17 protein-coding genes are annotated in these 22,704 nt (G+C 69.8%); 10 read left to right on the top strand and 7 right to left on the bottom strand.

Annotation, left to right across the window (positions count from 1 at the left end; genetic code table 11):
• The first annotated feature begins 10 nt into the window (after window positions 1-10).
• The 3 genes from ACFT4A_RS03310 (at window position 11) to ACFT4A_RS03300 (ending at window position 3,163) form a co-directional block, all read left to right on the top strand.
• Window positions 11-685 carry a DUF3000 domain-containing protein gene (locus ACFT4A_RS03310; RefSeq protein WP_382825485.1) on the top strand — a complete coding sequence of 225 codons (675 nt, stop codon included), beginning with the start codon at window positions 11-13 and terminating at the stop codon, window positions 683-685.
• Window positions 686-1,023: 338 nt separating this feature from the next.
• Window positions 1,024-1,686 carry a response regulator transcription factor gene (locus ACFT4A_RS03305; protein WP_184589340.1) on the top strand — a complete coding sequence of 221 codons (663 nt, stop codon included), beginning with the start codon at window positions 1,024-1,026 and terminating at the stop codon, window positions 1,684-1,686.
• Between the two features lie 187 nt (window positions 1,687-1,873).
• Window positions 1,874-3,163: a ribonuclease D gene (locus tag ACFT4A_RS03300; RefSeq protein ID WP_382825483.1), complete on the top strand. Its 1,290-nt coding sequence runs from the start codon at window positions 1,874-1,876 to the stop codon at window positions 3,161-3,163.
• A gap of 11 nt (window positions 3,164-3,174) precedes the next feature.
• Here ACFT4A_RS03300 and ACFT4A_RS03295 read toward each other — a convergent pair whose 3' ends face one another.
• From ACFT4A_RS03295 to ACFT4A_RS03285, 3 genes are read right to left on the bottom strand one after another with little or no spacing between them, the layout of a single operon-like run.
• Window positions 3,175-4,005, bottom strand: coding sequence for a carbohydrate ABC transporter permease (locus ACFT4A_RS03295; protein ID WP_382825481.1), 831 nt, complete (start codon window positions 4,003-4,005; stop codon window positions 3,175-3,177).
• On the bottom strand, window positions 4,002-4,880 hold the full coding sequence (locus ACFT4A_RS03290) for a carbohydrate ABC transporter permease (protein ID WP_382825479.1): 879 nt from the start codon (window positions 4,878-4,880) through the stop codon (window positions 4,002-4,004). The genes ACFT4A_RS03295 and ACFT4A_RS03290 overlap by 4 nt, the downstream gene beginning before the upstream one ends.
• Window positions 4,880-6,193, bottom strand: coding sequence for an ABC transporter substrate-binding protein (locus ACFT4A_RS03285; RefSeq protein WP_382825477.1), 1,314 nt, complete (start codon window positions 6,191-6,193; stop codon window positions 4,880-4,882). Before ACFT4A_RS03285 ends, ACFT4A_RS03290 begins: the two co-directional genes overlap by 1 nt.
• Window positions 6,194-6,357: 164 nt before the next feature.
• Here ACFT4A_RS03285 and ACFT4A_RS03280 point away from each other — a divergent pair, with 164 nt between their 5' ends.
• The 6 genes from ACFT4A_RS03280 (at window position 6,358) to ACFT4A_RS03255 (ending at window position 16,325) form a co-directional block, all read left to right on the top strand.
• Window positions 6,358-8,739: a glycoside hydrolase family 2 protein gene (locus tag ACFT4A_RS03280; RefSeq protein ID WP_382825475.1), complete on the top strand. Its 2,382-nt coding sequence runs from the start codon at window positions 6,358-6,360 to the stop codon at window positions 8,737-8,739.
• Entirely contained in the window at window positions 8,736-9,770 is a 1,035-nt protein-coding gene (locus ACFT4A_RS03275) for a LacI family DNA-binding transcriptional regulator (protein WP_382825473.1), read from the top strand. The genes ACFT4A_RS03280 and ACFT4A_RS03275 overlap by 4 nt, the downstream gene beginning before the upstream one ends.
• Window positions 9,771-9,892: 122 nt before the next feature.
• Window positions 9,893-11,110, top strand: coding sequence for a thiolase family protein (locus ACFT4A_RS03270; protein WP_382825471.1), 1,218 nt, complete (start codon window positions 9,893-9,895; stop codon window positions 11,108-11,110).
• On the top strand, window positions 11,107-13,236 hold the full coding sequence (locus ACFT4A_RS03265) for a 3-hydroxyacyl-CoA dehydrogenase NAD-binding domain-containing protein (protein WP_382825469.1): 2,130 nt from the start codon (window positions 11,107-11,109) through the stop codon (window positions 13,234-13,236). The genes ACFT4A_RS03270 and ACFT4A_RS03265 overlap by 4 nt, the downstream gene beginning before the upstream one ends.
• A gap of 162 nt (window positions 13,237-13,398) precedes the next feature.
• Entirely contained in the window at window positions 13,399-14,841 is a 1,443-nt protein-coding gene (locus ACFT4A_RS03260; RefSeq protein ID WP_382825467.1) for a cellulose binding domain-containing protein, read from the top strand.
• Between the two features lie 59 nt (window positions 14,842-14,900).
• Entirely contained in the window at window positions 14,901-16,325 is a 1,425-nt protein-coding gene (locus tag ACFT4A_RS03255) for a polysaccharide deacetylase family protein (protein WP_382825465.1), read from the top strand.
• Window positions 16,326-16,387: 62 nt separating this feature from the next.
• Here ACFT4A_RS03255 and ACFT4A_RS03250 read toward each other — a convergent pair whose 3' ends face one another.
• The 3 genes from ACFT4A_RS03250 to ACFT4A_RS03240 all read right to left on the bottom strand — a co-directional run bounded on the left by ACFT4A_RS03250 (window position 16,388) and on the right by ACFT4A_RS03240 (window position 20,664).
• Complete coding sequence (locus tag ACFT4A_RS03250; protein ID WP_382825463.1) at window positions 16,388-18,160, bottom strand: glycosyltransferase; 1,773 nt, start codon at window positions 18,158-18,160, stop codon at window positions 16,388-16,390.
• Window positions 18,157-19,428: a nucleotide sugar dehydrogenase gene (locus tag ACFT4A_RS03245; RefSeq protein WP_382825461.1), complete on the bottom strand. Its 1,272-nt coding sequence runs from the start codon at window positions 19,426-19,428 to the stop codon at window positions 18,157-18,159. Before ACFT4A_RS03245 ends, ACFT4A_RS03250 begins: the two co-directional genes overlap by 4 nt.
• 219 nt (window positions 19,429-19,647) lie before the next feature.
• On the bottom strand, window positions 19,648-20,664 hold the full coding sequence (locus ACFT4A_RS03240; RefSeq protein ID WP_382825459.1) for a hypothetical protein: 1,017 nt from the start codon (window positions 20,662-20,664) through the stop codon (window positions 19,648-19,650).
• Between the two features lie 82 nt (window positions 20,665-20,746).
• Between ACFT4A_RS03240 and ACFT4A_RS03235 the strand changes: the two genes are divergently transcribed.
• The gene (locus ACFT4A_RS03235; RefSeq protein WP_382825457.1) at window positions 20,747-21,118 is read left to right on the top strand and encodes an NTP pyrophosphohydrolase; all 372 of its coding nucleotides are present in this window, start codon (window positions 20,747-20,749) and stop codon (window positions 21,116-21,118) included.
• 85 nt (window positions 21,119-21,203) lie between these two features.
• Here ACFT4A_RS03235 and ACFT4A_RS03230 read toward each other — a convergent pair whose 3' ends face one another.
• A complete protein-coding gene (locus ACFT4A_RS03230) occupies window positions 21,204-22,703 on the bottom strand; it encodes an amino acid permease (RefSeq protein ID WP_382825455.1) in 1,500 nt (499 codons plus the stop codon).
• Between the last annotated feature and the right edge of the window lies 1 nt (window position 22,704).

Genomic DNA, 22,704 nt, shown 5'->3' with positions numbered 1-22,704 from the left:
ATCTTCCCGCATGGCTGCGGCTCAGGGACGACTGTCGGACGGCGCTGGCGGAATGGACGAAGCGAAGGACACCGAGAACGACCGGAGGGAGGCGGACACCGCCCCGCTGCCCTTCCGGTCCGCCGTCGACGCGCTCAGGACGGCGCGGCTGCGGCCCCAGATCGAGATCGAGCCGACGCGCCCGCCGCAGCGGCTCGCCCCCTACACCTACGCGCTGGAGGCGGCGGTCGTCGACGGCGACCAGGACCTGGCCGACGGCCGGCTGGTGCTGCTGCACGACCCGGCGGGCCACGAGGCCTGGCGGGGCACGTTCCGGCTGGTGACGCTGGTGCGCGCGGAGCTGGAGCCGGAGATGGCGGCGGACCCGCTGCTGCCGGAGGTGTGCTGGGACTGGCTGACCGGCGCGCTGCAGGCGCGCGGGCTGACGTGCGGGGAGCCGAGCGGAACCGTCACGCGCGCGAGTTCGCACTACTTCGGCGGTCTGTCCGCGCGCCCGGCCGCCTCGCAGATCGAGATCCGCGCGTCGTGGACGCCGCGCGAGGGTCTGGGCGGGGTTCCGGACACGGCCGGGCACCTGGCGGCCTGGTGCGATCTGCTCGCCCAGGTCGCGGGGCTGCCGCCGGCCGGGCCGGGCGACGCCTCGGTGGTGACCCTGCCGCAGCGGCGGGGACCCCAGTCCCGCTGACACCGGTCCCTCCTGATCGAACCCTGACCGCCCCGCACTGATCGACCTTGTGCGGGGCGGTCAACCATGTCCGGTCGACGATCACACTCGCGTCCCCCTCTTGGCCGAATCACTTTGTCGATACGGCCACTTTCGACCGTGTACCGACGCAGAGCGAAACCGTTCGACCTTCGAATGATCGACCGCGTGTCCGAATTGCACGGATTGTTATCACCGAATCGTGATCATTCTCTAAAGGCGGACGGGTTCGGTGCCGAAGACGACTGTGACCTTGAAAGCACGGTTCGTCCCGGCTTCATCCCCACGAGCCGGCCCCGTCCCGCACCCCAGGAGGCCTGGTGTCCGTTCTCCTCGAGCAGCCCGCAAGCCTGGTCGCCTACCGCCCGAACAAGCCGACCGCCATGGTGGTCGTGGCCGACCCGCGCGTCCGCTCCACCGTCACCCGCCACCTGTGGGCGCTCGGTGTGCGCGACGTCATCGAGGCCTCGTCCATCGCGGAGGCTCGTCCCCGCATCGGCAACCCCCGCGACATCTGCGTCGCCGACGTCCACCTGCCGGACGGCTCCGGCCTCACCCTGCTGTCGGAGACCCGCGCCGCGGGCTGGCCCAACGGCCTCGCCCTCTCCGCCGCCGACGACATCGCCGCCGTGCGCAACGCGCTCGCCGGCGGTGTGAAGGGCTACGTCGTCACCGGCACCCGCACCAACGTCGGGCTCCCCACCCGGCCGGGCGCCGCCCCCATCGGCGCCGCCGCCGCGCGTCTGCACCGCCGCCCCCCGGGTGCCCCGAGTCACCCGGGCGGCTACCGCGAACTGTCCGGCCGCGAGGTCGAGGTGCTGCGGCTGGTCGCGGAGGGCCAGTCGAACAAGGCGATCGGCGTCTCGATGGGCCTGTCCGCACTGACCGTCAAGAGCCACCTCGCCCGCATCGCCCGCAAGCTCGGCACGGGCGACCGCGCCGGCATGGTGGCGGTGGCGCTGCGGACCGGGATCATCCACTGATCCGTTCCGCCATGACCCTTTGTGATCATTCACTCACGTGAACGGGATCGGTAGCCGAATCCCCTTCACCTCACACGTGGCTCGCGAACCCCGTACTTCCCCGACGTGACTGGTTTGCGACCCTCGGGCGCCCGCCGACGGAACGTTCCGTCGGCGGGCGCTGTCCATACATGGATACCCTTGACATGTGACCGACGCCCACGACACCGCAGCAGACAGCTCACTGCGAACCACCGGAGGCGCCCCTCCGGACGACGGCGGATCTTCTGCTACGGAGGCGCCGACCCCCTTGCTGGAGCCGCGCGAGGGCATTCCGCCCGTGATCGCGGACGAGACCGCCCTGGCCCGGGTGATCGCCGCCTTCCAGGCGGGCACCGGCCCCGTCGCCGTCGACGCCGAGCGGGCGTCCGGCTACCGCTACGGCCAGCGCGCCTACCTGGTGCAGCTGCGCCGCGAGGGCGCCGGCTCGGCTCTGATCGACCCCGTGGCCTGCCCCGACCTGTCCGCCTTGGGCGAGGCCCTCTCCGGCGTCGAGTGGGTGCTGCACGCCGCCACCCAGGACCTGCCCTGCCTGCGCGAGATAGGCATGGTGCCGACGCGGCTGTTCGACACCGAGCTGGCCGGGCGGCTCGCCGGGTTCCCCCGGGTCGGCCTCGGCGCGATGGTCGAGGGCGTGCTCGGTTTCGTCCTGGAGAAGGGACACTCCGCGGTCGACTGGTCCACCCGGCCGCTGCCCGAGCCCTGGCTGCGGTACGCGGCGCTGGACGTCGAGCTGCTCGTCGACCTGCGCGACGCGCTGGAGAAGGAGCTGGACCGGCAGGGCAAGCTGGAGTGGGCCCGCCAGGAGTTCGACGCGATCGCCTCGGCCCCGCCGCCCGAGCCCCGCAAGGATCCCTGGCGGCGTACGTCCGGCATGCACAAGGTGCGCAGGCGGCGGCAGCTGGCCGTCGTACGGGAGCTGTGGCAGACCCGGGACCGGATCGCGCAGCGGCGGGACGTCTCGCCCGGCAAGGTGCTCGGGGACGCGGCCATCGTGGAGGCCGCGCTGGCACTTCCGGCCAACGTGCACGCGCTCGCCGCGCTGAACGGTTTCGGACACCGGACGGGCAAGCGGCAGCTGGAGCAGTGGCAGGCGGCCGTGGACCGGGCGAAGGCGATGACCGAGGCGCAGTTGCCGCAGCCGGGGCAGCCGGTCGCCGGGCCGCCGCCGCCGCGGGCCTGGGCCGACAAGGATCCTGTCGCCGCGGCGCGGTTGTCCGCGGCCCGGGCGGGGGTTTCGGCGCTGGCCGAGCAGATCAACATGCCGCAGGAGAATCTGATCACGCCGGACACGGTGCGGCGGGTGTGCTGGGAGCCGCCGGGTGTGGTGGACGCGGAGTCCGTGAGCGCGGCCCTCGATGGGTACGGGGCTCGGGCCTGGCAGGTGGAGCTGGTGACGCCGGTGCTGGTGGAGGCGCTGTCCGCGAAGGAGGCCTAGCCGCCGCCTCATCACTTGGTCGCTCCCCTGGTGAAGCCGTTGTAGATGAACCTCTGCAGCAGCAGGAAGACGATCAGTGTCGGGGCGATGACCAGGATCGCGCCTGCCGAGATGGTCTCCCAGTGGGCGCCGAAGGGGCCCTTGAAGCGGAACAGGGACGTCGATATCACGCCAAGATCTTCGGAGGGCATGTAGAGGAAGGGGATGTAGAAGTCGTTGTAGACGTTGATCCCCTTCACGATCACGACGGTCGCGATCGCCGGTTTCAGGAGCGGGAAGATGATCTTCCGGTAGATCGTGAAGGCGTTGGCCCCGTCGAGGCGGGCCGACTCGTCGAGCGAGACCGGGATCGATCGTACGAACTGCAGGAAGATGTAGATCGAGACGATGTCCGTGCCCATGTAGAGCGCGATCGGGGCCCAGAGGCTGTCGAACATGCCGACGCTGTTGACGATCTGGAAGGTGGCCACCTGGGTGGTCACCCCGGGGACCAGCGCGGCGACCAGGAACAGGGCCAGGACCAGCTTCCGGAATCGGAACCGGAAGCGGTCGATGGCGTACGCCGTCATCGAGCCGATCAGGATCGTGCCCCCGATGGCGACCACCAGGATGATCGCCGTGTTGGCGAACGCCGAGAGCATCCGGCCGTCCTGGAACGCCGTCACGTAGTTGGAGAAGTTGAGCGGGTCGTCGGGCAGCGTGAGCGCGCCACTGTCGTCCGCCATCTCCCCGGAGGTCTTGAGCGAGGTCAGGAAGACCACGGCCAGCGGCAGGAACACGACCAGGGTCGCGAGGACCAGGGACAGATACACGAGGGCCCGGGCCACCGTACGGCGCGTCATACGAGGTCCACCTTGTCGTCCGGGACGAGGCGCCGCTGCACCCAGGTCACCGCCAGGATGATCAGCAGCAGTACGACGGCCGCCGCCGAGGCGAGGCCCGTCTTGTTGAACTGGAAGGCCAGCTTCACGGTCTGGATCACGAAGGTCTCGGTGCCGGTCGCGCCGCCGGTCATGATGTACGGGATCTCGAAGACCGACAGCGAACCGGAGACGGACAGGATCACCGAGAGGCTCAGCACGGGCCGGATGCCGGGCGCGATGATGTGGCGGAACTGCTGCCAGCGGTTCGCCCCGTCGATCTCGGCCGCCTCGTACAGCTCCCCCGGGATGGACTGGATCGCCCCGAGGAAGAGGACGAAGTTCAGGCCCATGTAGCGCCAGACCGAGACGCCGGCGAGGGAGACGTTGGCCGAGGTGGGCGTACCGAGCCAGGCGCGGTCGCCGTCGTAGCCGACGAGGCCCAGGATCGCGTCCAGGGTGCCGCCGTCCTGGAAGAAGTACAGGAAGACGAAGCCGATCGCGACGCCGTTGATCAGGTACGGGAAGAAGAGCACGCCCTTGAAGAAGTTGCGGAAGCGGACGTTGAAGCTCAGGACGGTGGCGAAGTAGAGCGCGGCGGCGATCTGCACCACGGACGCGGCGAGGTAGTACCCGCTGACGAAGAACACCTCGAACAGCTCGGAGCGGGTGAAGAGTTCGGCGTAGTTCTCGGTGCCCGTGTAGTGCAGTTCGGGGCTGACGCCGTCCCAGTCGGTGAAGCTGTACGCGACCATGTTGACGATCGGCGCGTAGGTGAAGGTGATCAGCAGGACGAGCGGGGCGAGGAGGAACAGCCAGGGCGTCACGCCCCGCCACCGCCGGGTGGGCCGGGCCATCAGGACCCCAGGTTCCGCTGCGCCTCGGTCCACTTGTCGCCGAGTCCGGCGAGGAAGTCGTCCAGGCCGCCCTTGCGCGCACCGCGGGCGAGATCGACGAGGTCCTGACGGTAGTCGGGCTTGTAGATGCCGACCTCGGACTGGTTGTCGATGGACTTGACCTCGGCGCCCTTGGTGTCGTCGATGTCGAGGAGCTTCACGCCCGCCTCCTCGTAGGGCTTCAGGATGTCGGGCAGCGGGGCGTCCTTGAGGGGCGAGAGGGCGAGGTTGGCGTCCGCGTAGCCGGACTTGTCGGTGAACCAGTCGATCCAGGCGCGGGCGGCGGCCTTGTGGTCGGAGTGGACGTTGACGGCCTGCTGGTAGTCGGGGGACGTCACCGCGCAGAACGCGCCGTCCTTCTGGGCGGGGAAGGGCATGAAGCCGATGTCGGCCGGATCGGTACCGGCCTGCTTCGCGGCATCCTGCATCTGAACGACCGCCCAGGAGCCGAGCCACATCGTGGCGATCTCGCCCTTGGCCAGCTTGGGCTTGGAGGCTTCCCAGTTGGTCGTTGTCGGGTCCTTCTCGACGAGGCCCGACTTCACGATGTCGTGGAGCAGCGTGTCACCGACGCGCAGATCGGCGCCGTCGGCCCACGGGTCGCCCTCGGCGAGACGCGTGGTGGCGCCGGTGTCGCAGCCGACCGAGCCGTTGACGCTCGTCCACTGGGTCAGCGGCCACATGTCCTTGAAGTTGGTGTAGTACGGGACCGCCTCGGACTTGGCCTTGATCGCCTTGAGGTCGTCGAGGAACTCGGCCGGGGTGGTGGGCCAGTCGGTGACGCCGGCCGCGTTCCAGACCTTCTTGTTGTAGACGAAGCCGGGGACCACGCCGATCGGGCTCTGCCCGTAGACCTTGCCCTGGACGGTGGAGTAGTCGGTGAAGCGGTACTTCTTGCCCCGCTCCGCCCGGGTGCCCAGCGAGGCGAAGAACTTCGGGTAGTCCTTCTTCTCGATCACGGCCGGGATCATGAGGACGTCGCCGTAGTTCTCCGTGTTCATCCGGATCTTGACCTCGCCCTCGTAGTCGGTGAGGCCCTCGAACTCGACCTTCACCTTCGGGTAGGTCTTGCCGAACTCGGCGGCGTACTTCTTCATCGTCCCGTCCTGCACGAGGTCGGTCCGGTGGGTGAGGACGGTGATGGTCCCGGTCACCTTGGCGGGATCGTCGGGTGCCTCGGCATCCGCACCCTTGGAGGTGCCTCCGGTACCGGTGCAGCCCGAGGCGAGCAGGGCGGCGCCCACGGCGAGGGCGAGGACGGTACGGCGGTTCATGTGCATCAGCTCCGTTCGCGGAGAGGAACTCGGGACGGAAGAGCACGTGCGGTATGGCTGGTTCGGCACTCTGACAGCGCTTTCCTCAACCGGTAAAGTCCCATTCCCGCCAACGATGCGAAACCTGGACACGACTCTTCACTGGACCGGTTAAGGGAGTGCGCATGCTGGAGGCCACAGCGCTCGGCGACGGATGGATCCTGCGGCACGAGTCGGACGCGCTGCCGGCCTCCGTGCCGGGCTGTGTGCACACCGACCTGATGGCGGCCGGGGTGATCCCGGATCCGTTCCTGGGCCAGGGCGAGTCCGAGGTGGCGTGGGTGGGGCGCCGGGACTGGACGTACGAGCGGGAGCTGGAGGTCCCCGGCGCGCAGGAGCAGACCGACCTGGTCTTCGACGGGCTCGACACCGTCGCCGAGATCTCCCTGGACGGACGGCCGTTGGGCACGGTGCGGAACATGCACCGCTCGTACCGCTTCGATGTGACGGGGCTGTCCGGGCTGCTGTCCGTGCGGTTCGTCTCCGCCTACGCCGAGGCCGAGGCCGTGCGGGGACGGCTGGGCGAGCGGCCCGCCGCCTACGCCGAGCCCTACCAGTACGTGCGCAAGATGGCCTGCTCCTTCGGCTGGGACTGGGGGCCGACCCTGGTGACGGCCGGGATCTGGCGGCCGGTGCGCCTGGAGCGCTGGTCGACGGCCCGGATCGCCCGGGTGCGTCCGCTGGTCGGCGTCGAGGAGGGCGTGGGGGTCGTCGAGCTGGCCGTCGACGTCGAGCGGACCCGGGTGGAGGTGCCGCTGGCCGTGGAGGCGACGGTGGGCGGGGTACGGGCCCGCGCGGAGCTGGACGGGGCGCACGGGGTGGTGCGGCTGCGGGTGCCGGACGCGCAGCTGTGGTGGCCGCGCGGGTACGGCGAACAGCAGCTGTACGACGTTGAGTTGAGGTTGCTGAGCGAGGGCGGCGACCTGGACGTGTGGCGGCGACGGATCGGCTTCCGGACGGTGGAGCTGGACCAGCGGCCCGACGCGCACGGCACCGGGTTCACTCTCGTCGTCAACGGTGAGCGGCTCTTCGCGCGCGGCGTCAACTGGATCCCCGACGACGTCTTCCCGTCCCGCGTCACCCGAGAGCGCTACCGGGAGCGGCTGGAGCAGGCCGCCGGGGCGGGTGTGGACCTCGTACGGATCTGGGGCGGCGGGCTCTACGAGAGTGAGGACTTCTACGACGCCTGCGACGAACTCGGGCTGGTGGTCTGGCAGGATTTCCCGTTCGCGTGCGCGGCCTACCCGGAGGAGCAGCCGCTGCGGGGCGAGGTGGAGGCCGAGGCGCGGGAGAATGTCGTACGGCTGATGCCGCATCCGTCGCTGGTGCTGTGGAACGGCAACAACGAGAACCTGTGGGGCTTCAGGGACTGGGAGTGGGAGCCGAGGCTGGCCGGGGACTCCTGGGGCGAGGGCTACTACCTGGGTGTGCTGCCGCGTGTGGTGGCCGAGTTGGATCCGACCCGGCCGTACACGGCGGGCAGTCCCTGGTCGGGGTCCTGGCGGCACCATCCGAACGACCCGGCGCACGGCACGCACCACTCGTGGGAGGTGTGGAACCGGGAGGACTACGCCGACTACCGGCTGAGCGTGCCGCGGTTCGTCGCCGAGTTCGGCTGGCAGGCGCCGCCCGCGTACGCCACCCTGCGCCGGGCGCTGCCCGGGGAGGCGCTCGCGCCGGACTCCCCCGGCATGCTGCAGCACCAGAAGGCCGACGACGGCAACGGCAAGCTGGAACGCGGACTGGCCCGGCATTTCGCCGTACCGGACGGGGACTTCGACCGCTGGCACTACCTGACGCAGGTCAACCAGGCGCGTGCGGTCGCCGCCGGGATCGAGCACTGGCGCTCGCACTGGCCGGTGTGCGCGGGCACGGTCGTCTGGCAGCTCAACGACTGCTGGCCGGTGACCTCTTGGGCCGCGGTCGACGGGGACGGGCGCGAGAAGCCGCTGTACCACGAGCTGAAGCGGCTGTACGCGGACCGGTTGCTGACGCTCCGCGAGGAGGACGGCGCACTGGTGCTGGCCGCCGTGAACCAGGGCGCGGAGGACTGGACCGGGACCCTGACGCTGCGGCGGATGTCCGTCGAGGGCGAGATGCTGGGGCAGACGGATGTGGAGTTCGCGGCCGGGAGGCGAACCGTGGCCCGCATCGGTGTCCCGCCCGAGCTGACGCCCGCCGGGCCGAAGGAGTTCCTGGTCGCGGACGCGGATTCCGACGCTGACGGCCTGCGGGCGCTGCACTTCCCGATGCCGGACCGCGAAGTCCCTTATCCCGCACCGCGGTTCGAGGTCGCGCTCGCCCCGGGCGGCATCACCGTGACCGCCCGCACCCTGGTCCGGGACCTGCTCCTCCAGGCCGACCGGCTGGACCCGGAGGCCCGGGCCGACCGGGGGCTGGTCACGCTGCTGCCGGGCGAAGAGGTGACCATCGGGGTGCGCGGCTGGAAGACTCCGGACGCTCAGAGTGCTCGTTCGGCCCTGTACTGCGTGGAGCCCACCCGATGACGGCAACGCCGACCCCCCGCGTCACCATCAAGGACGTCGCCGCGCGTGCCGGTGTCTCCAAGGGTGCCGTGTCGCTCGCCTTCAACCACAAGCCGGGCCTGTCGGAGGCGACCCGGGACCGGATCTTCAGGGCGGCGCGGGAACTGGGCTGGGCCCCGAACCTCACCGCGCGGACGCTGGCCGGTTCACGCGTGGACGTGGTGGGTCTCGCGGTGTGCAGGCCGGCCCGGATGCTGGGGCTGGAGCCCTGGTACATGGACTTCGTCTCGGGCGTCGAGAGCGTACTGGCCGAGCACTCCTGCTCCCTGCTGCTGAGGCTCGTACGGAATATGGACGAGGAGATCGGGGTCCAGGAGGCGTGGTGGCGGGGGCGGCAGATCGGCGGGTCGATCCTCGTCGACTTCCGCGCCGACGACCCCCGGGTGGGCCTGGTGGAGCGGCTCGGGCTGCCGGTGGTCGCGGTCGGGCATCCCTCGCTGACCGGGGGCCTCACCTCGGTGTGGACGGACGACGCCACGGCCGTGAGGGAGGCTGTGCGGTATCTGGCCGCGCTCGGGCACCGGCGGATCGCCCGCGTCGGCGGGGCGGCGGCCCTCGGGCACACGGCCATCCGGACGGCGGCGTTCGACGAGGCGGCGGGGGCGCTGGCCGGGGCGCGGCAGGTCGCGACGGACTTCTCCGGCGACGCGGGGGCGCGGGCGACACGGTCCCTGCTGACCGCTTCGGCGCCGGACCGGCCGACCGCGATCGTGTACGACAACGACATCATGGCGGTGGCGGGGTTGTCGGTCGCGGCGGAGATGGGGCTGCGGGTGCCGGACGATGTGTCGCTGCTGGCGTGGGACGACTCGCAGCTGTGCCGGCTGACGCATCCGACGCTGTCCGCGATGAGTCATGACGTGCACGGGTTCGGGGCGGAGGTGGCCCGGACACTGTTCGGCGTGATCACCGGGGACGCGGCGGCCGGATCGCATCCCGTACCCACGCCGGTGCTGACGCCCCGGGGCTCCACGGCACCCCCGAAGGTGTGACCTTCACCGCTCCGCCTGTCAGGACTGTGCAGCTACGTTACCCATAAGTAGCATGGGCCTGAGCGCGCGCTCAGCGCATCTCGCAGCAGCAATGCAGTTCCGGACCCTGGAGGAGAGCCATCGTGCCTCGTACCGTCAGGGACGTCGTCTTCGTCGACGGCGTCCGCACCCCGTTCGGCAAGGCGGGACCGAAGGGCATCTACCACGAGACCCGTGCCGACGACCTCGTCGTGAAGGCGATCCGGGAGCTGCTGCGCCGCAACCCCGGTCTCGACCCGAAGAAGATCGACGAGGTCGCCATCGCCGCGACCACGCAGATCGGCGACCAGGGCCTGACCATCGGCCGTACGGCCGGGATCCTCGCCGGTCTCCCGCAGTCCGTCCCGGGCTACTCGATCGACCGCATGTGCGCCGGCGCCCTGACGGCCGTGACCGCGGTCGCCGGTTCCGTCGCCTTCGGCGCCTACGACGTCGCCATCGCCGGCGGTGTCGAGCACATGGGCCGCCACCCCATGGGCGAGGGCGTCGACCCGAACCCTCGGTTCGTGAGCGAGAAGCTGGTCGACGAGTCGGCCCTGTTCATGGGCATGACCGCGGAGAACCTGCACGACCGTTACCCGCAGATCACCAAGCAGCGCGCCGACGAGTACGCCGTGCGCTCCCAGGAGAAGGCCGCCAAGGCGTACGCCGACGGCAAGATCCAGGCCGACCTGGTGCCGATCTCCGTACGCCGTACCTCCCCCGAGGCCGGCGAGACGGGCTGGGGCCTGGTCACCGCCGACGAGCCGATGCGCCCGGGCACGACCCTGGAGAACCTCTCCGGCCTGAAGACCCCGTTCCGGGTGCACGGCCGGGTCACCGCCGGTAACGCGGCCGGTCTGAACGACGGCGCCACCGCCTCGGTCATCGCCTCCGAGGACTTCGCGCGGGAGCACGACCTCCCCGTCAAGATGCGCCTGGTCTCCTACTCCTTCGTGGGTGTCGAGCCGGAGGTCATGGGCTACGGCCCGATCCCGGCCACGGAGAAGGCGCTGGCCCAGGCGGGCCTGTCGATCTCCGACATCGGCCTGTTCGAGGTCAACGAGGCCTTCGCCGTCCAGGTCCTGGCCTTCCTCGACCACTACGGCATCGCCGACGACGACCCGCGCGTCAACCAGTACGGCGGCGCCATCGCCTTCGGCCACCCGCTGGCCTCCTCCGGCGTCCGTCTGATGACGCAGCTGGCCCGCCAGTTCGAGGAGCAGCCGCACGTCCGCTACGGCCTGACCACCATGTGCGTCGGCTTCGGCATGGGCGCGACGGTCATCTGGGAGAACCCGCACTTCGAGGGGGACAAGTGAGCACCACCGCCGAGCTTCTGAAGCAGGCTTCCGAGTTGTTCCCGGACGAGGTCGTCACGAGTGCGCACGTACGCCACTTCGACCTGCCGCTGGGTGCGGGCCGCTTCGCCCTGATCACCCTGGACAACGGCCACGACCACACCAAGCCGACCACCTTCGGCCCGGCCTCGCTGGCGAACCTGAACGCCGCGATCGACCAGGTCGAGAAGGAGGCGGCGGACGGCGAGATCGTCGGCGTCGGTATCACCGGCAAGCCGTTCATCTTCGCGGTCGGCGCCGACCTCAAGGGCGTGGAGATCCTCAAGGAGTACGAGCACGCGCTCGCCATCGGCAAGGGCGGCCACGAGGTCTTCAAGCGGCTGTCCGAGCTGGCCGTCCCGACCTTCGCGTACTACAACGGCGCCGCGATGGGCGGCGGTGTCGAGGTCGGTCTGCACTGCACCTACCGCACCGTCTCCGCGGCCCTCCCGGCGTTCTCGCTCCCCGAGGTCTTCCTCGGTCTGGTTCCCGGCTGGGGCGGCTGCGCCCTGCTGCCGAACCTGGTCGGCCCGGAGAAGGCCGTCTCGGTGATCATCGAGAACAGCCTCAACCAGAACAAGCAGCTCAAGGGCAAGCAGGTCTACGAGCTGGGGATCGCCGACGCCCTGTTCGAGGGCGCGGACTTCCTGGAGCAGTCGCTGATCTGGACCGCGACGGTCCTCAAGGGCGAGATCCGGATCGAGCGCCCGGCGATCGACCGCGGCGAGGCCTGGGACCAGGCCGTCGCCAAGGGCCGTTTCATCGCGGACTCCAAGGTGCACGGCGCCGCCCCGGCCGCCTACCGCGCCCTGGACATCATCGCCGCCGCCAAGAACGGCGACCTCCAGCAGGGCTACGACGCCGAGGACAAGGCGCTCGCCGACCTGATCATGGGCGGTGAACTGCGCTCCGGCATCTACGCCTTCAACCTGGTGCAGAAGCGCGGCAAGCGCCCGGCCGGTGCCCCGGACAAGAACCTGGCCCGCCCGGTCACCAAGGTCGGTGTCGTCGGCGCCGGCCTGATGGCCAGCCAGCTCGCGCTGCTGTTCCTGCGCCGCCTCGAGGTGCCGGTCGTCCTGACCGACATCGACCAGGAGCGCGTCGACAAGGGTGTGGGCTACGTCCACGCCGAGATCGACAAGCTGCTCGGCAAGGGCCGTGTCAACCAGGACAAGGCCAACCGCCTCAAGGCGCTGGTGTCCGGTGTGCTGGACAAGGCCGAGGGCTTCGCGGACGCGGACTTCATCATCGAGGCCGTGTTCGAGGAGATCGGCGTCAAGCAGCAGGTGTTCGCGGAGGTCGAGGCGGTCGCCCCGGCGCACGCGATCTTCGCGACCAACACCTCCTCGCTGTCGGTCTCCGAGATGGCGTCGAAGCTCAAGAACCCCGAGCGGGTCGTGGGCTTCCACTTCTTCAACCCGGTCGCGGTCCTCCCGCTGCTGGAGATCGTGCGCGGCGAGAAGACCGACGACGCCTCCCTGGCCACGGCGTTCGCCGTCGCCAAGAAGCTGAAGAAGACCGCGGTCCTCACCAAGGACGCCCCGGCGTTCGTCGTGAACCGCATCCTGACGCGCTTCATGGGCGAGATCCAGAACGTCATCGACGAGGGCACCCCCGTCGAGGTCGCCGAGAAGGCCGTCGAGCCGCTCGGTCTGCCGATGTCGCCGCTGGTCCTGCTGGAGCTGGTCGGCCCGGCGATCGGTCTGCACGTCTCGGAGACGCTCAACAGGGCGTTCCCGGAGCGCTTCACGGTCTCCCCGAACCTCGCGGCCGTCGTCAAGGCGGGCAAGCGCGGCTTCTACGTCTACGACTCCGGCAAGCCGGAGCTGGACCCCGAGGTCGCGGCGCTGCTGAAGCAGGGCGACTCCGTCCTGACCGAGGAGCAGGTCCGCGACCGCGTCCTGGACGCGGTGGCGCAGGAGATCGGCATCATGCTCGACGAGGGCGTCGTCGCCGAGGCCCAGGACATCGACCTGTGCCTCATCACGGGCGCCGGCTGGCCGTTCCACCTGGGCGGCATCACGCCGTACCTGGACCGCGAGGGCGTCTCCGAGCGGGTCAACGGCAAGAGGTTCCTCGCGCAGGGCGTGGCGAGCGTGCCCGCGTAACGCGTAACCCCTGAGGGGGGTGGGGCGTACGGTAACAATCCGTGCACCCGCCCCCCTTTTTGCATGCGCCCATAGATAGGATCCTCACACAATCCGACCATTGTTTACCTGACTCTGACGGTCTCCACCCCAGACCGCCGGGTGTCCTCGAAGGAGTCCTGCGTGGCGTCCCCTCGTCGCCGAACACCCCGACGCCGGGTTTGGCCCAAGATCAGACTCCTGCTCCTCGTGGCGGTCGTCGCCGCCGGCGGCACGGCCCTCTATCCCGTCTGGAAGGCGGCGAACCCGGATCCGCCCGAGCTGAAGGTCCGCTACCGGACCGACACCCCGGCGACCGCGACGGCCGCCAAGCCGTCGCTGGAGGTCTTCAACGACGCGGAGAAGCCAATGCCGTTGAGCGATGTGACGCTCCGGTACTGGTTCACCGCCGACGGCGGCGCCTCGTACGCCTTCAACTGCGTCAACGCCGTCTTCGGCTGCTCGAACGTCGCCGGACGGGTCGTCGCGATGGACAAGGCCACCGACACCGCCGACCACTACCTGGAGATCAGGTTCACGGACAGCGCGGGCAGCCTGAAGCCCGGCGCCAACAGCAAGGGCATCGACCTCCAGCTCTTCCGCACCGACCACAAGAAGCTGAAGCAGTCCGACGACCGCTCCTTCGACGCCGAGATGACGAGCTACAAGGAGGCGGAGAACGTCACCGCGTACAAGCGGGGCGTCCTCGTCTGGGGCGAGGAGCCGGACGGCACCAAGGCGAGCGACGAGAAGAAGGACTCGGCGAAGGCCACCGCGCCCGACCCGGTGCCCGCTCCCCCGGCCGGGGTGCTCTTCGACGACTTCACCTACCAGGGCCCCAAGGACCCGGCCCTGTTCAAGCACGGCTGGCTGGTCCGCACCAGCAAGGGCGGCCCCGGCGTCGAGAACACCTGGTCGGCCGACGGCGTCACCTTCCCCACCGCCAAGGGCTCGCTGGCCGACGGTCAGGTACTCAACCTGCGCGCCAGCACGGACGGCACCAAGGCCGGGACGAAGCAGGCGAGCCTCGGCACGGCCGCGAGCAAGTTCCGCGACGGCACCTACGCGGCCCGGATCCACTTCAGCGACGGGCCGACCGCCGGAGACGCCGGCGACCACGTCAACCAGACCTTCTACACCATCGGCGGCAAGGGCTCGAAGTACAGCGAGCTGGACAACGAGTACATGCCCAACGGCGGCTGGGGCCGGCCCGGCCCCAAGCTCGACACCGTCACCTGGTACGACCACAAGACGAACGACCGTGTCTACAAGACCACGAAGAAGAGCCTCGACGCCTGGCACACCATGCTGATCAGGGTGAAGGACGGCGTGGTCGCGTACTGGATGGACGGCGAGAAGCTCTTCCTCAGCAACGGGAAGTACGTCCCGCGCGCCGACATGTCGGTGAACTTCAACCACTGGTTCATCGACCTGCCGTTCAAGGGCGAGCGTGCGTGGGACATGAAGGTCGACTGGCTCTACTACAACGCGAACGACACCCTGTCGGTGAACGAAGTCCAGTCCGCGGTCGAGGGCTTCACCGACAAGGGAATGAACTACTTCGACACGGTTCGGGAGTCCCGGTGAGGAAAAGGCGGTCCAACGCCCACAGGCACGCTGCGGCGGAGGCGGAGAAGAAGCCGGTGGTGAGCCGGCGTTCCGCGCTGCTGATGGGCGGTACGGGAGGCGTCGCCATGGCCGGCGGCGGCGCGTGGCTGGGGAAGGTGGTGGCACAGCCCGCCGCCGCGCCGGCCGCCGAAGGCGCCATCGGAGGCCTCACCACGCCGCCGCTCTACGCCCCCTCCGGCCGCCGCCCCAAGTACCGCCGGGCGAGCTGGTCCCAGCAGTTCCAGGCCTCCCACGGCTGGACCCCCGGCGGCGCGGGCACCACGTCGGCCGAGGCGAACGACAAGTCGCAGTACGTACGGGGCACCCAGTCGGTCCGGGTCACCACCAACGGCACCGGCAAGCAGTCGTACGTCCGCAAGACCGGTCTGTCCGCGATGAGCCTGACCGGCAAGATGATCCGGCTCGTCTTCCGCGTCGACGACGTGACGAACCTGGCCAAGATGGTCTTCTACCTGGGCAGCGGCTCCCTCGCGAACCACTTCGCCTGGACGATCCACTCCCACTCCAAGACGGCGGCCAACTACGTCCAGTCCGGCGAGTGGGTGACGGTCCACCTCCAGTGGGCGGACGTCAACGCGGCGGCCGGCACGTACTCCATCGGCGCCGACGGCAAGCCGTCCACGAAGACCGGCTTCACCGACATGTCGTTCGCGGTGTACGACAACGCGGGCGGCCCGGTCACCTACCGGCTCCAGGCGATCGAGCTGATACCGGACACGGTCTCCGTCTTCCCCAAGGGCGTCGTCTCCATCACCTTCGACGACTCCCACAAGTCGATCCACGACCTGGCCCGGCCGGTCATGGACGGCTACGGCTTCCCCGGCACGGTCTACAACATCGCCGACGCCATCGGCACCGGCAGCTTCCTGACGCTGAACCAGATGAAGTCGATGCAGGACTTCTCCGGCTGGGAGATGGCGGGCCACTCGTACGCGAACGCCGTCCACACGGCCAGCTATCCCAAGCTCACCGCCGAGCAGGCCGACGACGACTTCCGCAAGCTGCGCGAGTGGCTGGTGTCCAACGGCTTCACCAGCGAGCACTTCGCCTATCCGCACGGCGCGTTCCAGAAGACGTCCGACGGCGTCCCCGTCGACCAGATCGCCGGCCGGCACTTCACCACGGCCCGGTCGATCATCTCCGAGACGATCGAGTCGTTCGCCCCGGCGATGCCGTACCGCCTCAAGGCGCTGACCGGCATCAACGACGGCAACGGCATCGGCGGTACGGCGCTGTCGAAGCTGACCGCGGCGGGCGGCCGGCTCGACCGGTGCGTGAACAGCGGTGACTGGCTGATCCTCTGTCTGCACAAGGTCACCGAGGGCCCGCCCGCGACCAGCACCGAGATCGGCAAGGCCGGTCTGGAGACCCTGATGAAGGCGATCGAGGACCGGGACATCCCGGTGCTGACGGTCGAGGAGGCGATGGCCTCGTACACCTGAGGCCCGGACAGGAGAGAGGGGCGGCCCCCCGGCCGCCCCTCTCTCCTGTCGGCTCCTACGGCCTACCAGCCGCCCTGGCCGTTCCCCTGCTGCCCTTGCTGCCCTTGCTGCTGCCAGGAGGGGTCCTGGTACGGATAGCCGCCCTGCTGCTGAGGGTGGCCCTGCCCCTGATACTGCTGGTAGGGGTCGGGGGACCCGTGCTGCCCCTCGTACGCGCCCTGCCACTGCTGCTGCCCGGCCGGTTCCGGCGTTCCCCAGCTCACCCGCTGCTGCGGGACGGCCGCGTGCTGCTCCTCGTGGTAGCCGGGGATCGGCTGCGGCTGGGCCGGGATCCCGCCGCTGGGGCGGGGCGTGGTGCGCAGGGCCACGCCCTCCAGCCGCATCAGCTGGAGCGTCTCGGTGACCTTCTTGTCGGAGTACGGGTCCTCTTCCTCGAAGATCTCCGTCACATCGGCCTCGTGGTCACCGGCCACGGACACCTCGACGCCGCCCTGGCGGGTGCCCCAGCTCCCCTTGTGCAGGGTGAACAGGGCGTAGAAGCGCAGCGGCGTCAGCAGGGTCAGCTGGATCACGCCGTAGAGCGGCGCGAGCAGGAACATGCCGAACCGCTTGATGAAGCCCATCCCCCGGCGCGGGAAGTCGAGGTAGCGCACATTGCGCAGATAGCCCATCAGCACCATGAAGATCAGGTAGTCGCCGATGTGGTGGACGAACTGCTGGGGCTTGATGATGGGCAGGATGACCATCGAGTAGAACATCGCCGAGCCGAAGACCAGCCACAGCGCGAGTTCCATACAGGTCAGCCAGAAGGCCGGCCGGTACTTCTTCTGGTGCCGGAAGGCCCACAGCGACTCGCGGAAGAAGGACTTGTTCCAGCGGACCTGCTGGCGCAGGAAGTGCGGCAGCTTCTCGGGGACGGCGGTGTAGCCGACGGCCGTCTCCTGGAAGACGACCTGGCCCTCCATCAGACAGTAGTTGGTCATCCGCCGGTCGTCGCCGAAGACGGCCGGCTTGCCCAGGAACTGCTGGTTGAGGAAGTCCGGCAGATACTTGCGCACCAGCGTGCCGCGGTACGCCGACAGGGCGCCGCAGCAGCACAGCACCGACTTCAGCCGGGAGTAGGCGGCCCGCTCGAAGAGGAACGAGTTGCCGTAGCGCAGGTCCTGGAGGCGGGTGAAGATGTTGCTGTCGTGGTTGAGCGCCAGCACCATGCCGGTGGAGGCCATGATCTTCTCGTCGGCCAGCGGCAGCAGCAGTTCGCGCACGGTGTCCCGGGACAGCACGGTGTCCGAGTCGACGCAGAGGAAGATGTCGGAGTACGGGGCGGCCTCGAAGCCCAGCGCCAGTGCCTCGCGCTTGCCCTTGTTCTCGGGCTGCACGCTGACGGTGTACTTGACGCCCCTGGCCTCGAACTCGCGGCGCATCTTCTTCGCGGCCCTGATGCCGGAGTCGGTGGCGCTGGCGTCGTCGATGATGTGGATCTCGTTCGGCAGGCGGCTCTGCGCGAGGAGGCTGCGCATGCCCTGCTCGAACATCACCGGGTCCTCGTTGTAGATCGGGATGACCGCGGTGACCCAGGCGTCCTCCAGGTACTCCAGCTCCTCCCGCCCGGCCTTGGCCGGACGGTAGAAGAGCGCGCCGAACATCTTCAGCGTCAGCAGGCCCATGGCACCCATGGAGTACAGGTGCAGGGAACCGGCGTCGAGCCGGGTGGCGATCAGCGCGGCCAGGCCCAGGAAGACGAAGTACGAGACCTTCAGGTGCCGCCGCTTCCGGTGCGCTCGACGCCCACCGGAGTCGACGGCCCCGGGTATGTACGTATCTTCGGAAGTCACAGCTTGACCACCCGCGGGTGGTCGGCGGATTTGCCCCGGGTGTCGAACAGCGCCCGGGCGCGGTCGGCGAGTTCGTCGAGGTCGATCTCGCGGTGCGGCTGGAGCAGGATGGTCAGGTCGGCGGTCTCGGCGGCGGCGAGGTAGTCACCGGCCCGCTCGACCGGCACCCCGCCGACGCGCCAGTCCTCGACCCGGGGGTCGAAGTAGACGAGCTCGGCACCGCGCGCGCGGAGGGTCTCCGCGACGGCCAGGGCGGGGCTCTCCCGCTGGTCGGAGATGTCCGGCTTGTAGGTCACGCCGAGCAGCAGCACCCGGGAGCCGCGCACGGCCTTGCCCTGGTCGTTGAGCAGATCGGCCGCGCGGTTGACGACGTGCACGGGCATCCGCTGGTTGATCTCCTGCGCCAGCTCCACGAACCGGAACGGGATGCCCAGCGAACGCACCTTGTACGAGAGGTAGTTGGGGTCGATCGGAATGCAGTGCCCGCCGACGCCCGGACCGGGGTAGAAGGGCGCGAACCCGAACGGCTTCGTGGACGCGCACCGGATCGCGTCCCAGAGGTCGACGCCGATCTCCCGGCAGAACATCGACATCTCGTTGACGAGCGCGATGTTGACGTGCCGGTAGGTGTTCTCCAGCAGCTTGGCCATCTCGGCCTCGCGGGTGCCCTTGGCCTCGACGACCCGGTTCACGAAACGCTCGTAGAGGGCACGGGCCGCCTTGGTGCAGTCGGCCGTGATGCCGCCGACGACCTTGGGCGTGTTCTCCAGCCCGAAGGAGGGATTCCCCGGGTCGATGCGCTCCGGGGAGAAGGCGAGATGGAAGTCGGCCCCGACGCGCAGTCCCCCGGCCTCCAGCCGCGGCCTGACGACCTCGTCGGTGGTCCCCGGGTAGGTCGTCGACTCCAGCACCACGAGCGTGCCGGCCCGCAGATGGGCGGCGATGTCGTCCACGGCGGCGTGCACCGCGCCGAGGTCGGGAGCACCGTGGTCGGTGAGCGGCGTCGGCACACACACCACGACGGCGGCGGCGTCCGCGATGACCTCGGCCGCGTCGGTGGCCTCGAAGCCCCGCTCCAGCATGGTGCGCACATCGGAGTCGGTGATGTCGTCCACATGCGAACAGCCGGCGTTCAGCCCGTCGACCACCCTGCGGCTGCGGTCGAGACCGACCACCTTCAGTCCCGCGGCGGCCGCGGACCTGGCCAACGGCAGCCCCACGTAACCGAGTCCGACAACGACAAGATCCACCGTGGAGGATCTGCTCACGACATCATTCCCCAACCCCGTTGCCACGGCCCCGGCCAGGCGCACAGCAACCGGCCCCCCGAGCAAAATCGAACAAGTGCGAAGAGGTTAACAAGACCTTCACTTTTTGACCACGTTCACCCGAGGTGCGCCTTGTCACGCACACATCCGTACAACCCTTGACACATCTGGTGTGTCTGGAGCGACGGGAGCCACAAAAGGAAGGGCCCTGCCGGGGTGTCAGACCTCCCGCCAGGCCTCCAGCGCGAGCCCGGGTTCGTCCTTGCGGCGGGTGAGACGCAGCGTCCCGGTCGAGGGCGAGAGGGAAGCCGCCACGACCTCGTCCTGCTCGTCGAGCGCCACCGCCACCACGGCGTCGGAGGGCAACTGGGGGCCGGACTCGGTCCACCAGGCACCGGCCGACTCCTGTTCGGTCGGATAGGCGGCGAAGGCGACCCGGCCGCTCGCCGACCGCTGGGCGAGCACGGTGCAGTCGTGCCCCTCGATGTCACAGCGCACGGCGGACACCGGCCCGGGCCCGGCGGAGGCGATGAGCGTCACCGGCTTCTCGCCCGGCCGCCAGGCGCAGACGTCGCCCGAGGTGTCCGTGAAGAAGAGGGTGGTGTGCTCGGCGGACGTGGCGAGCGCGCACAGCGTCCCCGGCCGGACGGGCACATCGACGCCCTCCGTCCGCACCGGCGTCCTGCCCGGCTCCTCCTGCCGCCAGTGCAGCACCCCGCCGGGCACCGAGGCGTACACCTCCACGAGCCCCGACTCCCCCGTCACGGCGGCCGGCTCGCCCTGCACGTCATGCCCTTCGAGGTTCTGCCAGGGACCCCAGCCGCCCTTCTCCTTCTGGTTGCGCAGGCTCACCCCTCCGCCCTGGTTGCGGACGAAGACATAGCCACGCCCCGCCGAGTCGACGGCGACGGCCGGCGAGCCCGTCCGGTCGCCCTTCTTGTCCGGGTGCCCGATCGAGACCCAGTCCAGGGGCGCGAGCCGGGGCCGGAAGTGCGTCGAATGCACGAGCCCCGACTCGCCGGGCACGGTGGGCCGCCAGGCGGCCAGATGGGTGTACCCGTCGGCACCCTGGCCGATCGCCGGGCCCGGGTGCAGCTTCTGGCCGCCGCCGACGGTGCGGGCAGCGTCCCAGGAGCCGGCGGGGCCGCGTTCCGCACGGCACAGGACGGCGTCGCCGGAGGGGAGATAGACGGTGAGGCGGCCGTCGCGGCCGCGGATGAGCCAGTCGCCGTTCACCAGTTCACTTTATGCGGGCGGGCCGGCTCCGTGCGCGGCCCGGCCCCTGCCTGGCCGACAACCGCCGTGCGACCCTGGCCGCATGAACGACAACACGCCCCTCCTCGTCGTCGTCGACGCCGCGAACGTCGTCGGGTCGGTACCGGACGGCTGGTGGCGGGACCGACGGGGTGCCGCGGAGCGGCTGCGGGACCGGTTGGCGTCGGACGGGGTGCCGGGGGTTTCCGGGGCGGTGGAGGTCCTGCTCGTGGTGGAGGGGGCCGCTCGGGGGGTGGAGTCGGTGCCGGGGGTGCGGGTGGAGTCGGCGTCGGGCAGCGGTGACGATCACATCGTGGATGTGGTCGCGGGGGCCGGCGAGCGGTCCGTACTGGTCGTCACGGCGGACCGGGAGCTGCGGCGACGGGTCGGCGAGCTGGGGGCGGAGGTGGCGGGGCCGCGTACGGTGCGGCCGTAGGGGCCCGGCGTCGGTGCCGGGGCCGGGTGGGCAGCCCGGTGTAGCGGGGTGCCGCTGCGCCGGGCCGCGGACCCGCAGCCGGTGGCTACGGCGTGTTCTCGGCCTTCGGTTCCTCTCCCGTCGCGAGGCGGCTGTGCGTGCGGCCGTAGAGGAAGTACACGATGAACCCGGCGGCCATCCAGAATCCGAACCGCACCCACGTCTCGGCGGGCAGGTTGATCATCAGCCACAGCGAGGCGCACACCGACAGGATCGGGATGACCGGCACCCACGGGGTCCGGAAGGACCGCGGCAGGTCGGGGCGCGTCCTGCGGAGGATGATCACGCCGATGGCGACGACCACGAAGGCGAACAGCGTGCCGATGTTCACCAGCGCGGCGAGTTCGGTCAGCGGCGTGAAGCCCGCCAGCACCGCGATGATCACGCCGAGCAGGATCGTCGGCCGGTGCGGGGTCTTGAACCGCGGGTGGACGTGCGAGAAGAACCGCGGCAGCAGCCCGTCGCGGCTCATCGCGAAGAACACCCGGGTCTGGCCGAGCAGCAGGATCATGCACACCGTCGTCAGGCCGACCGCGGCCCCGAAGCTGATGAAGCCCGCGAACCACGGGTGCCCGGTCGCCTTGAACGCGTCGGCGAGCGGCGCGTCGACCGACAGATCGCTGTAGTGCTGCATGCCGGTGACGACGATCGACACGAGGACGTACAGCGTCGTGCAGATCACGAGGGAGCCGAGGATGCCGCGCGGCATGTCGCGCTGCGGGTTCTTGGTCTCCTCCGCGGCCGTGGCCACGACGTCGAAGCCGATGAAGGCGAAGAACACGACCGAGGCGGCGGTGAAGATGCCCATCACGCCGAAGTTGGAGGGCGCCCAGCCGAACATGAGCTGGATCAGCGGGGAGTCGAGGCTGGAGCCGGCCGGTACCGGCTTCTCCTTCGGGATGAAGGGGTCGTAGTTGTCGGTGTTGATGAGGAACGCGCCCGCGATGATCACGACGAGGACGACCGTCACCTTGATGGCGACGACGACCGAGGTGATCCGCGCGGAAAGCTTCATGCCGACGACGAGGATGCCGGTGAGGACGAGGACCAGCGCGGCGGCGAGGATGTCGAAGCCGAAGGCGTCGGCGCCCTCCCGGCTGCCCAGGACCTCGGGCATCGTCCAGCCCGCGTTCTCCATCAGCGACTGGATGTAGCCCGACCAGCCGACGGCCACCACCGCCGTTCCGAGCGCGAACTCCAGAACCAGGTCCCAGCCGATGATCCAGGCGGGCAGTTCGCCGATGGACGCGTACGAGAACGTGTAGGCGGACCCGGCGACCGGGACCGTGGACGCGAACTCGGCGTAACAGAGTGCGGCCAGGGCGCAGGCGACGCCGGCCGCGACGAACGCCAGGGCCGTGGCGGGCCCGGCGTTGTCCTTGGCGACGGTGCCGGTGAGTACGAAGATGCCGGTGCCGATGATCACGCCGACGCCGAAGACGGTCAGATCCAGCGCGGACAAGGACTTCTTGAGCGCGTGCTCTGGCTCCTCGGTGTCGAGGATGGACTGCTCGACCTTCTTCGTCCGGAAGAGGGTGCTGCTCACG

This window comes from Streptomyces sp. NPDC057099, from assembly GCF_042671245.1.
Taxonomy (GTDB): domain Bacteria; phylum Actinomycetota; class Actinomycetes; order Streptomycetales; family Streptomycetaceae; genus Streptomyces; species Streptomyces purpurascens.
Note: the sequence above shows the minus strand (reverse complement) of the source record. Positions and strands in the feature narration are given on the sequence as shown.

Excerpts from the sequence above, each read along its gene's own strand:
- ACFT4A_RS03310 (WP_382825485.1), top strand. The coding sequence starts at position 11 with ATGGCTGCGGCTCAGGGACGACTGTCGGACGGCGCTGGCGGAATGGAC.
- ACFT4A_RS03295 (WP_382825481.1), bottom strand. The coding sequence starts at position 4,005 with ATGACGCGCCGTACGGTGGCCCGGGCCCTCGTGTATCTGTCCCTGGTC.
- ACFT4A_RS03290 (WP_382825479.1), bottom strand. The coding sequence starts at position 4,880 with ATGGCCCGGCCCACCCGGCGGTGGCGGGGCGTGACGCCCTGGCTGTTC.
- ACFT4A_RS03285 (WP_382825477.1), bottom strand. The coding sequence starts at position 6,193 with ATGAACCGCCGTACCGTCCTCGCCCTCGCCGTGGGCGCCGCCCTGCTC.
- ACFT4A_RS03280 (WP_382825475.1), top strand. The coding sequence starts at position 6,358 with ATGCTGGAGGCCACAGCGCTCGGCGACGGATGGATCCTGCGGCACGAG.
- ACFT4A_RS03275 (WP_382825473.1), top strand. The coding sequence starts at position 8,736 with ATGACGGCAACGCCGACCCCCCGCGTCACCATCAAGGACGTCGCCGCG.
- ACFT4A_RS03235 (WP_382825457.1), top strand. The coding sequence starts at position 20,747 with ATGAACGACAACACGCCCCTCCTCGTCGTCGTCGACGCCGCGAACGTC.